Genomic DNA, 14,333 nt, shown 5'->3' with positions numbered 1-14,333 from the left:
TTCAATTGGCGGGGCGCTTGTGGAAGCCAAGGAAGCCGGCCGTGAACAGGGCCGCCGCGTACAGGGCCAGGATCAGCAAGTCCTGCCACAGCGCGGCCAGCCCGGCGCCCTTGAGGAAGCTGCCGGTGGCGATATCGGCGTAGTACATGCCGGGCAGCAGGTGCGCGATCAGCGCCGCTTCCGCCGACAGCGACGGAATGGGGATGATCATGCCCGAGTACAGCACGGCCGGCACCACCGTCACGATGGCCGTGCCCACCATGGCGGCCACCTGCGTGTTGACCAGCACCGATACCAGCAGGCCGATGCCCGTGGTGCAGATCACGTACAGCACGGTGGCGAACAGGAACAGCAGCGGGTTGCCCTTGAACGGCGCGCCGAACAGCAGCAGCGCCATGGCTGTCAGCAGCGTGGCGTTGATGATGGAGATGCCGACATACGGTGTGAGCTTGCCCACCAGGTATTCGCCGCGCGACAGCGTGGACGCGTACACGTTGTAGATGGCGCCCGATTCCTTTTCGCGCACCACGCCCAGTGCCGTCAGGAACGGTGGCGACAGCATCAGGATCACCATGATCAGCTTGGGCGCGATCGACCAGATGCTTTTCACTTCCTGGTTGTACAGGTAGCGTGTCTCCAGCCGCACCGGCTGCAGCAGGGCGCGCACGGTGGCGGCGGGCACGCCGTTGGCGTCACCCAGCCAGCGCGCCATGTGGTCGAGCGTGGCGGCTGCGTTGATGGCCGTCACGTAGCCTTTGGCCGTCAGCGCGCGGAACGGGAAGGTGCCGTCGATCCAGGTCTGCGCTTCGGCCGGGCGGCCGCTGGCGAGGCGTTCGCCGAACTGGGGCGGGATCACGATCACGGCGCGCAGCGTGTTGTTGACCACCAGCTTGCGCAGCGCCTCCTCGTGCTGGCCGTAGCCGTAGAATTCAAAGTAGCGCGAATCCGTGAAGCGGTGCGCATAGTCGCGCGATTGCACGCTCTGGTCATAGTCGACCACGGCCAGCGGGATGTTCTCCACGTCCAGCGACAGGCCGTAGCCGAACAGCAGCATCAGCAGCGAGGGCACGATGAAGGCCAGCGCGAAGAACAGCCGGTCGCGCACGATTTCGCGCCACTCCTTGTAGGCGACGACGGCGATGCGGTGCAGGTTCATGCTGGTGCTCCCTGTGCGGACGGCGTGGCCGCACTCTTGGCCGCGCTGGCGGCGGCGCGGGCCTGGTCGGCCGCCTCCAGTTTGGTGACGAGGTGGACGAACACGTCTTCCATCGACAGCCGGCGCGGGGTGATGGCGTCCACCTTCATGCCGTGTTTGGCCAGCAGGCCATCGAGCCGCGCCAGCCCCGCCTCGGGATCGGGCAGCAGCAGGTGGATGTGCGAGCCGAACAGGGCAGACTGGCCGAGGCCTTCGGCGCGCAGCATCTCCAGCAGCGCCTGCGGCGCGCTGGCGGACAGTTCGTACAATTTTCCGGCATCGCACTCCACGCCGGCCTTGAGCTGCTCGGGCGAGGCGTCGGCCACCACACGGCCCGCGTACATCAGGGCGATGTGGTCGCAGTGCTCGGCTTCGGACATGTAGTGGGTGGTGACGAGGATGGTCACCTTGTCCTCGCGCGAGAGGCGGAACAGGATGTCCCAGAACGCGCGCCGGCCCACCGGGTCCACGCCGGACGTGGGTTCGTCCAGGAACAGCACTTGCGGCCGGTGCAGCAGCGCGCAGCCCAGCGCCAGGCGCTGGCGCAGGCCCATGGGCAGGCTGGCCGCCAGCGCGCCGGCGAACGGATGCAGGCCGGCCATGTCCAGCACCCAGCCGATGCGTTCCGCTTCCAGGTGGGGCGGCACGGCGTAGATGCCGGCGTACAGGCGGATGTTCTCCATCACCGTCAGGTCCAGGTACAGCGAGAACGCTTGCGACATGTAGCCGATGCGTTCGCGGATCTGGCGCCCGGCATCGCGCATGTCGGCGCCGGCCACGCGGCCACGCCCGTCGCTGGGGCGCAGGATCCCTGTCAGCATCTTGATGACGGTGCTCTTGCCGGCGCCGTTGGCGCCCAGCAGTCCGAAGATTTCGCCTTGCGGCACGCGGAAGCTGACGGCGTCGGCGGCCTTGAAGGCGCCGAAGGTGCGGGTCAATTGCTCGGCTTCGATGGCGGGGACGGGGTCGGGCGTGCGCGCGGGCACTGGCGATGGCGAGTGGGCCTCGTTGGCTGTACTCGCGGGCACAATAGCGCCGTTGCGTGCCACGGACGTGGCAGCGCTTGCGATTGTGCCGCCCCGGGACTGTCCGGCGCCGGCGGGCGCGGCGACAGTGGCCGCCGTGGGCGCCGTGGCCGCCGCCTGCGCGCCGCGCTGGCGCAGCAGTGCGATGAACACGTCTTCCAGTTCCGGCTCCAGCACTTCGCACGGATCGTGCGGCAGCCCGTCCAGCGTCCGCTCAACTTGCGCCAGCGCGGCGTCGGCGTCGTCGCCATCGACGAACACGCGCAGTTCGCGTCCCAGCGCATCCGCTTGCGGATAGCTGCGCTGCAGCCGTTCCAGCGCCTCGGCCTGGCGGCCATCGGCCGCGCTGCGCACGATGCGCCCGGCGCTCAGCGCGCGCATGCGCTCCGGCGTGCCGCTGGCCAGCATGCGGCCCTCGTGCATCATGGAGACGCGGTGGAAGCGGCTCGCTTCGTCCATGTAGGCCGTCGAGACCAGCGCCGTGGTGCCGTGTTCGGCCAGCAGCCGGTCCAGGATGGCCCAGAATTCGCGCCGCGACACGGGATCGACGCCGGTGGTCGGCTCGTCCAGAATGACCAGTTGCGGCTGGTGGATCAGCGTGCATACGAGGCCCAGCTTTTGCTTCATGCCGCCCGACAGGTTCTTCATGGGCCGGTCGCGGAACGCGTCCAGCCGCGTGCTGCGCAGCAGGCTGTCCTTGCGCTTGGCCAGTTCGTCGCCGCCCAGCAGGCGCAGGCCGCCGAAGTAATCGATGTTTTCCTCGACCGACAGATCGCCATACAGGTTCTGGCCCAGGCCCTGCGGCATCAGGCCGATGCGATCCTTGATGCGCTCGCACGCGCGCTCGCTGTCCAGGCGCACGCCGAACACGTCCAGCGTGCCGCTGTCGAAACGCAGGATGCCGGCCACCGCCTTGAGCAGGCTGCTCTTGCCGGCGCCGTCCGGGCCGATCAGGCCATAGATCTCGCCGGGCCGCACTTCCAGTTCCACCGCGTCCACGGCGCACACGGCGCCATAGCGCTTGCCCAGGCCGCGCGCTTCAACCAGCAACGATGACGATGCGCTTACCACGTCGGCTTCTGCCATGCCACGTGCTCGTCCCAGCGGATCACGGCGTCGGCCGGCAGGCCGGGTGTGAGACGGTGCTCCGGGTTGGCCACGATGGCCAGCTTGACGGCGTACACCAGCTTGACCCGCTCGTCGGCCGTCTGCACTTCCTTGGGCGTGAACTCGGCGCGCGAGGCGATGTAGCTCACCTTGGCCTCATACGCCTTGTCCGGCTGCGAATCGACATACAGCCGCACGGGCTGGCCCAGCTTGACCTTGCCGATCTGCGCTTCCGGGACGTACACCTTCAAGTGCAGCGCGTCCAGGTCGGCCAGTTCCGCGATGGCGCTACCGGCCTGGATCACTTCACCCGGTTCGCGCAAGCGCGACACCACCACGCCGGCGGCGGGCGCCACCACCAGCTGGTCACCGCTGACGGACTGCGCCTCGGCCACGGCGCCGGCCGCGCGGGCCAGTTGCGCCTTGAGCGCGGCCAGTTCCTGCTCGCGGGCCTTGACCTTGTCGCCGCCCAGGGCCGCCTCGCTGGCGCCCTGGCGCGCGCGCACCAGCGTCTCGCGCGCGGCGGCCACGTCGGCCTGGGCCACGTGCCAGGCCAGGTCGGCCTGCTCGGCGCGGTGGCGCTCGATGCTGCCGTGTTCAAACAGCTCGCGGTGGCGCTGGGCGTCGCGCGCGGTCTGCGCTTCCACCGCCTGCGCCTTGGCCAGTACGGCTTCGGCCTGGCTTACGCCGGCGTTGGCGCTGGCCTGCGACAGCGGCACCTCGCGCCGCGCGATGGCCAGGTTGGCTTCGGCCGACTGCACCTGCGCCTGCACGGCGTTGTAGGCTTGGCGCGCCTGTTCCAGGCGGGTGGCGATCTGCTGGTCGTCCAGCTGGGCCACGCCGGCGCCGGCTTTCACGCTGTCGCCTTCGTGCACCAGCATGGTGGCGATCCGGCCGGGGAATTTGCTGGCCGCGACGATGCGGTCGCCCTCGATGCGGCCGCTGGCGGCGATCAGGCCGTCGGGCAGGCTGCGCGCGTGCAGCAGGTAGTAGGCCAGGCCGCCGCCTACGGCGCACAGCACCAGCGTGATCACGGCGGGGCCCAGGTATTTGCGTTTGTCAGTCATGGATGGCTTTCTGAATTGGGGGGGGGGGGCGGCGCTCACAGGCTGCCGCTGGCGTATTGCAGGCGCAGGCGGGCCAGCGCGCGGTCGTACCAGGCGTTGTCGCGGTTGGCGTAGGCGCTGGCGCGGCGGGTTTCCGCGTCCAGCACTTCGCTGTTGGGCGCCAGGCCGGCGCGGTAGCGTTCGCGCGACAAGTCGAGCGTCTCGTCGGCCTGGGCCAGCGCGGCGCGCGCCACGTCGATGCGGGCCGCCGCCTCCTGCCAGCGCAGCCAGGCTTGCCGCACCTGCAGCTCGATCTTGTCGGCCGCGTCGGCGCGCAGCTCGGCCACGGCGCGCGCGTTCGAGGCCAACTGGGACGATTCGCGCTTGACCTTGCCGCCGTCGAACAGGTCCCACTTGAGGGCCACGCCTATCCACCAGCCCTTGTCATCGACCAGGTAGCGGTTCTGCAGCTTGCCCCAGCCGCCGTTCAAACCCACTTGCGGCGCGCGCTGGGCGGCCACGCTGTCGGCCTGGCGGCGCAGGGCCGTCTCCTGCGCACCGAGCTGGGTCAATTCATTGCGCTGGGCGCGGCCGGCCGCGATCAGCCCGGCCAGCTGGCCGGCCGACGGTTCTTGCGTATCGTTCAATTCCGCCAGGTCGGTGGGTGTGTCCTGTGGGCGGCCCAGCAGGCGGTTGTAGGCGGCGCCGGCCAGCGCCACGCCGTTGGCCGCCTGCAGCGCCTGCTGGCGCGCGTCGGCCAGCGCCACCTGCGAGGCCAGTACGTCGTGCTTGGCCGCGTAGCCTTGCTTGTAGAGCTGTTCCACGTCGTCCACGTGGCGCGTGATGGCGGTGACGTGGCTGGTGGCCACGCCGTTCAGGTGCTGGGCGCGCAGTACGTTGACGTAGGCTTCGGCCACGGCCAGCTTCAATTCCTGGCGGCTGAGCGCACTGGCGGCGCGGGCCGCGTCCGTCATGGCGCCCGCGGCTGCGATACCGTGGCTGATGCGGCCGGCTGTGTACAGCGGTGCGCTGAAGCTGACGGCGGCGGAGTAGGCTTCATCCTGCGCGAACGGCAGGCCGTTGATGTGCAAGGCCGGGACGGTGATGGCGGCGGCCGGCTCCGATTGCAGCCGGGTGTAGCCGGCCGACAGGCTCACGTTGGGCAGGCGGTGCGCCTCGGCGGCGGCCAGGCCGTCGCGGGCGGCCGACTCGCGTTCGGCGGCGGCGGCCACCGTGTGGTCGACCTGCTGCGCGCTGGCCCATGCCTGGGCCAGGGTTTCAGATGCTATGCTGCGGTTGCACATGGCACCGATTAAACAGGTGATCACCACCTGGCAGCACCGGAGGCGCTGAATATTCTTGTTCTTCATGGATACCGATGAGGTTGGTATTGATGCAGCGCAGTGTAGGGGACGGATCATCAGGCTGTATTTGATCTAGATCAAATACATGAACGTTCGTCACTTGCCATAATGAAAATCAATTCTAGAAGGAGCAATCGTGAACCTGAACGACGTGACCACCCAGTCCGAGCCCGTGACGGCCGCCAAGGCCGAACAGCATCCGGCCTGCTACATCGACGACCATGGCGTCTCCACCAACCCGCTCGACTTGCGCCTGCAAAGCGCGGTGGCCAAGATTACTGGCGGGGTGTCGCCGATCGCCATGTCGCTGGCGTTCCAGGACTGGCTGCTGCACCTGCTCGCGTCGCCGGGCAAGCAGATGGAATTGCTGGACCTGGCCATCAAGCTGGGGAGCGACGTGGCGCCCATCGCCCCCGAGCGGCGCGAAGGCGAGAACCGTTTTTCGGCGCCGGAATGGGCCGCCTGGCCGTTCAACGCGCTGTCGCACGCCTTCCTGCAAACGGAGCAGTTCTGGCGCGAGGCCACCAGCGGGGTGCGCGGCGTGTCGGCCCACCATGCGGATGTGGTGAGCTTCACGGCCCGCCAGCTGCTGGACGTGGCCTCGCCATCGAACTACTTCTGGACCAATCCCGAAGTGCTGCACAAGGCGTACGAGACGCAGGGCCAGAGCGTGCTCAAGGGATGGGCCAACTGGGTGCAGGACCTGGGCGGGCGCGGCCAGGCGCTCAAGGATGACCACAACGCTTACGAAGTGGGCCGCAACGTGGCCGTCACGCCGGGCAAGGTGGTGTACCGCAACGAGCTGGTGGAGCTGATCCAGTACAAGCCGCAGACGGCCAAGGTGTACCGCGAGCCGGTGCTGATCATCCCGTCCTGGATCATGAAGTACTACATCCTCGACCTGTCGCCGCACAACTCCATGGTGCGCTACCTGGTGGAGCAGGGCCACACGGTGTTCATGGCCTCGTGGCGCAACCCGGTGGCGGCCGACCGCGACCTGGGCATGAACGACTACCTGCAGCACGGCGTGTTCGACACGGTGCGCGAAGTGGACCGCCTGACGGGCCAGCCCATGCACGCTGTCGGCTACTGCCTGGGCGGCACCTTGCTGGCCATCGCGGCGGCCGTGTACGGGTCGGGCCGTCACCGTCACGCGGGCAAACTGAAAAGCGTATCGCTGCTGGCCGCGCAGACGGACTTCAGCGACCCGGGCGAGCTGGGGCTGTTCATCGACCACAGCGAACTGGCCTTCCTGGACGCCATGATGTGGCAGCACGGTTACCTGGATGGTTCGCAGATGGCCGGCTCGTTCCGCCTGCTCAATTCGCGCGACATGATCTGGTCGCGCATCATGCGTGAATACCTGCTGGGCCAGCGCAACATCCCCAATGACCTGATGGCGTGGAACGCCGACACCACGCGCATGCCGTACCGCATGCACAGCGAATACCTCAAGCACCTGTTCCTCGACAACGACCTGGCCGAAGGGCGCTACTGCGTGGACGGCAAGGCGGCCGCGATTTCCGACATCAAGGCGCCCATGTACGTGGTGGGCACGGGGCGCGACCACGTCTCGCCGTGGAAGTCGGTCTACAAGATCCACCTGATGGCCGATGCGCCGGTGGACTTCGTGCTGGCCTCGGGCGGCCACAACGCCGGCATCGTGTGCGAACCCGGGCACGCCAACCGCAGCTTCAAGTCCATGGCGCACCGGCCGCCCGGCTCGCACTTCCTCAGTCCCGAGGAATGGCAGCAGACGGCCGAGGTGACGGAAGGCTCGTGGTGGCCGCACTGGCACGCCTGGCTGGCGCGCCACTCCGCGCCCGAACTGGAGGCCCCGCCCAAGATGGCCAAAGCCCTGTGCGACGCGCCGGGCCAGTACGTGCTGGGTAAATAAACGGAGTCAAAACCGGTGTCAGGTCTGTCATTCGGACAGTCGTCGCGCATCTTTGAGATTTATCACAACGCGTGTTTTTGATCGCCAAGGCAGCGACGACAAGAGGCCGCCTACCATAAACCACCTCTGCACCGACTGATCGAACTCAAAGTCATGGTCCGTGTGTCCGAATGACAGACCTGACACCGAATTTCGCGAATGTTGGCACTGACCCCGCGGTTCGCATACACTGGCGTTAATTGCCCTACGTTATCGCCGTCGAAGGAGCCGCCATGCACCACCGCCCGTTCATCGCCCCCATGCTGTTCGACGATCCGGTCGCCGCATGGGAGCAGGTCAAGACCATTTACGATGGCAGCATCGCCCATTTGCGCGAAGCCATGCGCCGCTTCGTGGCCGGTGAGGACGTGGGCGAGCGGGTGCGGGCCTGCTACCCTTTCGTGCGCGTGCACACGGACACGGTGGCGCGCGCCGATTCGCGCTTGTCGTTCGGCTTCGTGGCCGGTCCCGGCACCTACGAGACGACGCTGACCCGGCCCGACCTGTACGAGCGCTACTACCAGCAGCAATTCCGCCTGCTGCTGAAGAACCACGCCAGCCGCCAGCCCGTTCACCTGCAAGTGGGGATCAGCACCCAACCCATTCCCATCCACTTCTCGTTCGCCGAGCATGAACATATCGAGGGCAGCCTGAGCGCCGAGCGGCGCTTGCTGATGCGCGACGTGTTCGACCTGCCCGACCTCGGCGCGATGGATGACGGCATCGCCAACGGCACCCACGAGACGCCGCCCGGCAAGCCTGCGCCGCTGGCCCTGTTCACGGCCCCGCGCGTCGATTATTCGCTGCAGCGGCTGCGCCACTATACGGGCACCTCGCCCGAGCACTTCCAGAAGTTCGTCCTGTTCACCAACTACCAGTTCTACATCGACGAATTCGTCAAGCTGGGCCAGGCCTTGATGCGCGAACCGCTCAAGGAGGGGCAGGACGATTACATCGCCTTCATCGAGCCGGGCAACCTGGTCACGCGCCGCGCCGGCACGGCCGCCGAACCGGGCGACGCGCTGGGCGCGCCCTTGCCACGCTTGCCGCAGATGCCCGGCTATCACCTGATCCGGGCCGACGGCAGCGGTATCAGCATGGTCAACATCGGCGTGGGGCCGGCCAATGCCAAGACCATCACCGACCACGTGGCCGTGCTGCGCCCGCACGCGTGGCTGATGCTGGGCCACTGCGCCGGCTTGCGCAACACCCAGCAGCTGGGCGATTACGTGCTGGCCCACGGCTATGTGCGCGAAGACCATGTGCTCGACGAGGACTTGCCGCTGTGGGTGCCGATCCCGCCGCTGGCCGAGGTGCAGGTGGCGATCGAGGCCGCCGTGGCCGAGGTGACGCAGCTGACGGGCCATGACCTCAAGCGCGTGATGCGCACGGGGACCGTGGCCAGCACCGACAACCGCAACTGGGAGCTGCTGCCGCAGCGCACGCCCGAACGCCGCTTCAGCCAGAGCCGCGCCGTGGCGCTGGACATGGAAAGCGCCACCATCGCCGCCAACGGCTTCCGCTTCCGCGTCCCGTACGGCACCTTGCTGTGCGTGAGCGATAAGCCCATGCACGGCGAGATCAAGCTGCCGGGCATGGCCAATCACTTCTACCGCGAGCGGGTCGACCAGCACCTGCGCATCGGCATCCGCGCCATGGAGATGCTGCGCGCGCTGGGCGTGGATAAGCTGCACAGCCGCAAACTGCGCAGCTTCACGGAGGTGGCGTTCCAGTAGGATGGTCGCGCTGCCGCAGCTCAGGTGGCGCGTGTGCCGAATTCCGCGAACGCGTCCAGCAGCACGCGGGCGCGGAACGGCTTGAGGATGACCCGTTTCACGTCGCGCTCGCGCAAATCGTGCAGCATGGGCGCGGTGGCGCTGTCGGCCAGCACGGCGATCGGAATGGTGGGCGCGCTGGCGGATTGGCCAAGCCGCACCAGGTCCAGCAGGCCCAGGTCGTAGGACGCGCTGGCGCAGCTTTCGCAGTCGATGGCGATCATGGCGCCATCGAACGGCTGGTCGCGCAGCAGCCGGCGCGCTTCGGCCAGGCTGGCCGCTTCATGCACCTCGCCCAGTCCCAGCGTGCGCGCCGTCAGCGACACGGTGCGGCGCAACAGCGTTTCCGGTTCCACCAGCAGCAGGGTGCGCGCGGCACGTTCAGCCATGGCCTGCCTCCGTCGATGGATACAGCTCCTGCATCACGAGGTCGCGCAGCGTGGCCAGGATGGACAGCTCCACCGTGTCGAGCCGGCGCGGGCGGTGGTCGATCAGGCACAGGGTGCCCAGCGCGTGGCCGGACGGGTTGATCAGGGGCGCGCCGGCGTAGAAGCGCACGTGCGGCGCACCCGTCACCAGCGGATTGTCGGCGAAGCGGGGATCGGCCAGCGCGTCGGGCACCAGCAGGATCTCCGGTTGCAGGATGGCGTGGCCGCAGAACGAGATGTCACGCGCCGTCTGGCACAAGGGCAGGCCCACGTTAGCCTTGAACCATTGCCGTTCACCGTCCACCAGCGAGATCAACGCCACCGGCACGTCGAATTCCGCCTGCGCGAAGGCCACCACCTTGTCGAATCGTTCCTCGGGCGGCGTGTCCAGGATCAGCAGCGCGCGCAGCGCGGCCAGGCGTTGCGCCTCGTCGTCGGGCTTGGGGGCGGTAAGCATGGCGGCTGTTCAGTTGAAAGCGAGTCGGCGGAAAGCACAATGTAGCAGATGCGGGCGCGCTTGCGGTGACTTTTGTGTGGTCCGCAGGAGCGGAACTGTGGCGCTGGCATGGCCTGCCGCGCACGCTATGCCAGCGCGCCGATTTCTGGCAAACTTCCCCGCTGGCTGCCGCCCGTGCCAGCCGCAAACGAGAGGAAAACGCATGCAGAAAAGCAGATTGAGGGTGTGGACTGGCCGCGCGGCGCTGGGCGCGGCGGGGTTGGTGGCGGCGAGCGCGCTGGGCGGCTGGCTGTACCTGCGCGCCAGCATGGCGCAGCTGGACGGCGAACTGCATGCGCCGGCCTTGCACGCGCAGGTGAGCGTGGCGCGCGACGCGCACGGTGTGCCGCTCATCAGCGGCGCCGACCGGCTCGACGTGGCCTATGCGACCGGCTTCGTGCACGCCCAGGACCGCTACTTCCAGATGGATCTGCTGCGCCGGGTGGCGGCTGGCGAATTGTCCGAACTGTTCGGCGCCCGCGCGCTGGGCGTGGACCGCACCCACCGGCTGCACCGCTTCCGCGCCCGCGCCACGCTGGCGCTGCAAGGCATGCCGGCCGGCCAGCGCGCGCTGCTGGACCGCTACGTCGCTGGCGTCAACGCCGGCTTGCAGGGCCTGCACGCGCGGCCGTTCGAATATGCGCTGATCGGCATGGCGCCCCGTCCGTGGTCGCCCGAGGATACGCTGCTGGTGATCTGGGCCATGTACTTCGACCTGCAAGGCGGCCAGGAGGCGCGCGAGCTGGCGCGCGGCTGGCTGCTGGCGCACACGGACGCGGCGCAGCGCGCCTTCCTGGCGCCAGCGGCCAGCCAGTGGGATGCGCCGCTGGACGCGGACCAGTTGGCGCTGGCCGACGCTCCCATTCCGGCCGCAGCGCCCGCGTGGTGGGGCAAGCCGCGCGCGCCGGGTGCGCCGCAAACGGCCTCCGTGGCCTTCCTCGACATGGTCGGCAGTAACAACTGGGCCGTTGCCGGCAGCCGCAGCGCCGATGGCGGCGCCATCGTGTCCGACGATATGCACCTGGGCATACAGCTGCCCAACACGTGGTACCGGGCGGCCCTGCAATTTCCGGACGCCGGTGGCGGCCAGCGCCGCGTGGTGGGCGTGACCCTGCCCGGCACGCCGGCCGTGGTGGTGGGCAGCAATGGCCACGTGGCCTGGGGCTTCACCAACAGCTACGGCGATTACCTGGACCTGATCGCGCTCGACACGGACGGCGCCCATCCCGGCCAGGTGCGCACCCAGGCCGGCTGGGAGACGCCAGTACTGCACGAAGAAACCATACTCGTCAAAGGCGCGCCGGCCGACAAGCTGGCGGTGCGCGAAACGTCGCTGGGCCCGATCCGCGCAGTGGCGGGCCGCCAGTACGCCGTGCACTGGACGGCACACACGGCGGCCGCCATCAACTTCAACGCCTTGCAGCTGGAATCGGCCAACTCGGTGCAGCAGGCATTGATGATCGCGCCCACGCTGGGCATCCCGGCCCAGAACTTCGTGGCTGGCGACGACCGTGGCAATATCGGCTGGACCATCGCCGGCCCGCTGCCGCGCCGCGCCGCCACGGGCGAGGCGGCCACGTATCCGCTGGCGGCGGCCGACGCGGCCGGCGTGTGGCAAGGCTGGCTGGCGCCGGCCGATTATCCGCGCGTGTTCAATCCGGCCGGCGGCCAGCTGGCCACGGCCAACAGCCGCCAGCTGGCTGGCGCCGGCGCGGAGCTGATCGGCGATGGCGGCTTCGACCTGGGCGCGCGCACGCGCCAGGTGCGTGACGACCTGCGCGCGCTGGGCGCGAAAACGGGCGTGCCGCAAGTGTACGCGGTGGGGCTGGATGACCGTGCCGTTTTCATGGAAGGGTGGCGCGAGCGCGCCATCAAGGCGCTGATGGCGGACAACGGCAAGGCGGTGGCCGGCCACGTCCAGCGCGCCGAAGCGTTGCGGCTGTTGAAGGACAACTGGACAGGCCATGCCAGCGTCGATTCAGCCGGCTACCGCATCGCGCGCGGTTACATGCATGCGCTGTATGACATCGTGTTCGAGCACGCCAACGACGAACTGGCCAAACTCGACCCCAAATCCAACATGGCCGCCGTCACGCAGCGCTGGCCGGTGGCGCTGGCGCGCCTGCTGGATGCCCAGCCGGCCGCCTGGCTGCCCGCGCCTTACGCGAGCTGGCAGGAAGTGCAACTGGCCGCCATCGACCGGGTGACGGCCGACCTGACCAAGGATGGTCAGCCGCTGGCGGCGGCCACCTGGGGCCAGCGCAACACGGCCGCCAGCGCCCATCCGTTCGCCAGCGCCGTGCCGCTGCTGGGCCGCTGGCTCCGGGTGCCGGCCGACATGCTGCCCGGCGACAGCAATATGCCGCGCGTGGCGGGGCCCACCTTTGGCCAGTCGGAGCGGTTGACGGTCACGCCGGGCAAGGAGGAGCAGGGCATCTTCAACATGCCGGGCGGGCAGAGTGGCCATCCGCTGTCGCCGTACTTCCTCGACGGCCGGGCCGACTGGGTGGCGGGACGCCAGACGCCGCTGCTGCCCGGCCCCACCGCGCACACGCTGACTTTCGTGCGCTGACGGGGCGCTCGGGTTAGGCTTATTTCTTCACGAAGCGGATGGCGAACTTGTCGTCCGGCTTGCCGTCCATCTTGAAGAAGGGCTGCTCGCGCGGGTCGGATGGCGCGCGCAGGTAGTCGCTGGTCGCTTCGACGGTGAAGCCGGCCTTGGTCACTTCCTCCACCAGCGTCGCCTCGTCGATGCGGTGCAGGGTGTTGGTGGCCGACAGGCCGCTGCCAGCCTTGGCCGCGTTGTCGATCACGATGTAGTGGCCGCCCGGCTTGAGCGCGTCGTAAATGTGCTTGTTCATGGCCGCGCGGTCGGTGGGCAGGTTGACGATGTCATGGTAGTTCATGATCAGCGTGACCAGGTCCAGCGGCGGCGCGCCGGCCGGCACGGGATTGTCGAAGCTTTGCAGCACCGGATGCAGGTTCGCCTGCGGATGCTCGGCCAGCCGTTTTTCCATGCCGGGACTGGCCTTCTGTCCCTGCGCCCACACTTCACCCGTGCTGCCCACGGCCAGTGCCAGCAGCTGCGAGGTGGAGCCGCCGCCGGCGGCCACGTCCAGCACCTTCATGCCCGGCTGCACGCCGGCGAAGGCCAGGAATACGGCTGGCTTGCGCTTGGCGTCGCCCTTGATGTCGTCGGCCGTGCGCAGCGGGCTGGCGATGATGGATGCATACTGGGGCGCGGCGGCCGGATCGGCCAGCGCGGCGGCGGGAGCGAGCAGGGCGGCCAGGCTCAGGGCGAGCGCGGCTTGGGTCAGGCGTTGCGTGAAGCGTGGTTGCTGGTTCATGTGGACGTCCCCTTCAGGTTAGGTTGAGTGGCGCGGCTCGTGGCGGCGCCGAGCAATAACATACCTGAAAAGCAAGCGCTGTTGTTAAGTTAATCTTAATCGAACGCTAAAACAACGCGGCTCGGCTTGGGCGTGGAGCAGCGGGCTCCTTGTGGACTTCGTTCTATTTCCGCTTCTGTTTTGTTCTGCTTCCTTCGATTTTGCCCGGTAATCGCGAAACCGGGAAAAGCAGAAGAAAACAGAAGAAAACAGGACAGGAAATAGAAGATTCTCCACACGGCCCTGGAGGGGCGCATGGTGCATACAGCGCCGGCCCGATTTTCGAGGCCGTGGTGTCATCGCGTTAGTTGATGCGCTTGAGCCGCTGGCCATGGATACCCCACTGGCACGCCTCGCCATCGACGGTGCCGCACAGGGCCCAGCCGGTGCCGATCTTTTGCACGGTGATGTCCGTTTCCAGCTCGCGTGCCAGTTTCTCTGCCCAGCCCTTGGCGGCGCCCTGGCCCTTGAATAATTCCTTGTCTTCGAAAATGACGGTGGCGTCGAACACGGGGGTGGCGAAGATGGTCATCATGATGGCGTTCTTGGTGTAGTTCTGAAAACGTGGATTGTAG

Annotated in this window: 11 protein-coding genes; 3 read left to right on the top strand and 8 right to left on the bottom strand. The window is 68.1% G+C overall.

Features of this window, described 5'->3' with window-relative positions:
* Position 1: 1 nt before the first annotated feature.
* The 4 genes from H3H36_RS03920 to H3H36_RS03905 are packed head-to-tail and all read right to left on the bottom strand — an operon-like array spanning position 2 to position 5,677.
* A complete protein-coding gene (locus H3H36_RS03920; RefSeq protein WP_182214297.1) occupies positions 2-1,156 on the bottom strand; it encodes an ABC transporter permease in 1,155 nt (384 codons plus the stop codon).
* Positions 1,153-3,306, bottom strand: a complete 2,154-nt coding sequence (locus tag H3H36_RS03915) for an ATP-binding cassette domain-containing protein (protein ID WP_229219717.1) — start codon at positions 3,304-3,306, stop codon at positions 1,153-1,155. The genes H3H36_RS03920 and H3H36_RS03915 overlap by 4 nt, the downstream gene beginning before the upstream one ends.
* Positions 3,285-4,394 (bottom strand): HlyD family secretion protein, encoded by a 1,110-nt coding sequence (locus H3H36_RS03910; RefSeq protein ID WP_182214295.1) that lies wholly within the window; start codon positions 4,392-4,394, stop codon positions 3,285-3,287. Before H3H36_RS03910 ends, H3H36_RS03915 begins: the two co-directional genes overlap by 22 nt.
* Before the next feature lie 35 nt (positions 4,395-4,429).
* Positions 4,430-5,677 carry a TolC family protein gene (locus H3H36_RS03905; RefSeq protein WP_182214293.1) on the bottom strand — a complete coding sequence of 416 codons (1,248 nt, stop codon included), beginning with the start codon at positions 5,675-5,677 and terminating at the stop codon, positions 4,430-4,432.
* 196 nt (positions 5,678-5,873) lie between these two features.
* Between H3H36_RS03905 and H3H36_RS03900 the strand changes: the two genes are divergently transcribed.
* Both H3H36_RS03900 and H3H36_RS03895 read left to right on the top strand, forming a co-directional pair.
* Complete coding sequence (locus tag H3H36_RS03900) at positions 5,874-7,634, top strand: PHA/PHB synthase family protein (RefSeq protein ID WP_311196569.1); 1,761 nt, start codon at positions 5,874-5,876, stop codon at positions 7,632-7,634.
* A 272-nt stretch (positions 7,635-7,906) separates the two neighbouring features.
* On the top strand, positions 7,907-9,409 hold the full coding sequence (locus H3H36_RS03895) for an AMP nucleosidase (protein ID WP_182214291.1): 1,503 nt from the start codon (positions 7,907-7,909) through the stop codon (positions 9,407-9,409).
* Positions 9,410-9,429: 20 nt separating this feature from the next.
* Here H3H36_RS03895 and H3H36_RS03890 read toward each other — a convergent pair whose 3' ends face one another.
* Positions 9,430-9,837, bottom strand: a complete 408-nt coding sequence (locus H3H36_RS03890) for a DNA-binding transcriptional response regulator (RefSeq protein WP_182214288.1) — start codon at positions 9,835-9,837, stop codon at positions 9,430-9,432.
* A complete protein-coding gene (locus tag H3H36_RS03885; protein ID WP_182214286.1) occupies positions 9,830-10,333 on the bottom strand; it encodes a GAF domain-containing protein in 504 nt (167 codons plus the stop codon). Before H3H36_RS03885 ends, H3H36_RS03890 begins: the two co-directional genes overlap by 8 nt.
* Positions 10,334-10,535: 202 nt before the next feature.
* Here H3H36_RS03885 and H3H36_RS03880 point away from each other — a divergent pair, with 202 nt between their 5' ends.
* The gene (locus H3H36_RS03880) at positions 10,536-12,944 is read left to right on the top strand and encodes a penicillin acylase family protein (protein WP_182214284.1); all 2,409 of its coding nucleotides are present in this window, start codon (positions 10,536-10,538) and stop codon (positions 12,942-12,944) included.
* 19 nt (positions 12,945-12,963) lie between these two features.
* Here H3H36_RS03880 and H3H36_RS03875 read toward each other — a convergent pair whose 3' ends face one another.
* Complete coding sequence (locus H3H36_RS03875) at positions 12,964-13,719, bottom strand: class I SAM-dependent methyltransferase (protein WP_182214282.1); 756 nt, start codon at positions 13,717-13,719, stop codon at positions 12,964-12,966.
* Positions 13,720-14,062: 343 nt separating this feature from the next.
* On the bottom strand, positions 14,063-14,290 hold the full coding sequence (locus H3H36_RS03870) for a hypothetical protein (protein ID WP_182214701.1): 228 nt from the start codon (positions 14,288-14,290) through the stop codon (positions 14,063-14,065).
* Between the last annotated feature and the right edge of the window lie 43 nt (positions 14,291-14,333).

This window comes from Rugamonas fusca, from assembly GCF_014042365.1.
Lineage (GTDB): Bacteria > Pseudomonadota > Gammaproteobacteria > Burkholderiales > Burkholderiaceae_D > Rugamonas > Rugamonas fusca.
This window is presented reverse-complemented; position numbering and strand designations above follow the sequence as displayed.

Coding starts and splice junctions, on each gene's coding strand:
- H3H36_RS03920 (WP_182214297.1), bottom strand. CDS start 1,156: ATGAACCTGCACCGCATCGCCGTCGTCGCCTACAAGGAGTGGCGCGAA.
- H3H36_RS03915 (WP_229219717.1), bottom strand. CDS start 3,306: ATGGCAGAAGCCGACGTGGTAAGCGCATCGTCATCGTTGCTGGTTGAA.
- H3H36_RS03910 (WP_182214295.1), bottom strand. CDS start 4,394: ATGACTGACAAACGCAAATACCTGGGCCCCGCCGTGATCACGCTGGTG.
- H3H36_RS03905 (WP_182214293.1), bottom strand. CDS start 5,677: ATGTGCAACCGCAGCATAGCATCTGAAACCCTGGCCCAGGCATGGGCC.
- H3H36_RS03895 (WP_182214291.1), top strand. CDS start 7,907: ATGCACCACCGCCCGTTCATCGCCCCCATGCTGTTCGACGATCCGGTC.
- H3H36_RS03890 (WP_182214288.1), bottom strand. CDS start 9,837: ATGGCTGAACGTGCCGCGCGCACCCTGCTGCTGGTGGAACCGGAAACG.
- H3H36_RS03885 (WP_182214286.1), bottom strand. CDS start 10,333: ATGCTTACCGCCCCCAAGCCCGACGACGAGGCGCAACGCCTGGCCGCG.
- H3H36_RS03880 (WP_182214284.1), top strand. CDS start 10,536: ATGCAGAAAAGCAGATTGAGGGTGTGGACTGGCCGCGCGGCGCTGGGC.
- H3H36_RS03875 (WP_182214282.1), bottom strand. CDS start 13,719: ATGAACCAGCAACCACGCTTCACGCAACGCCTGACCCAAGCCGCGCTC.
- H3H36_RS03870 (WP_182214701.1), bottom strand. CDS start 14,290: ATGACCATCTTCGCCACCCCCGTGTTCGACGCCACCGTCATTTTCGAA.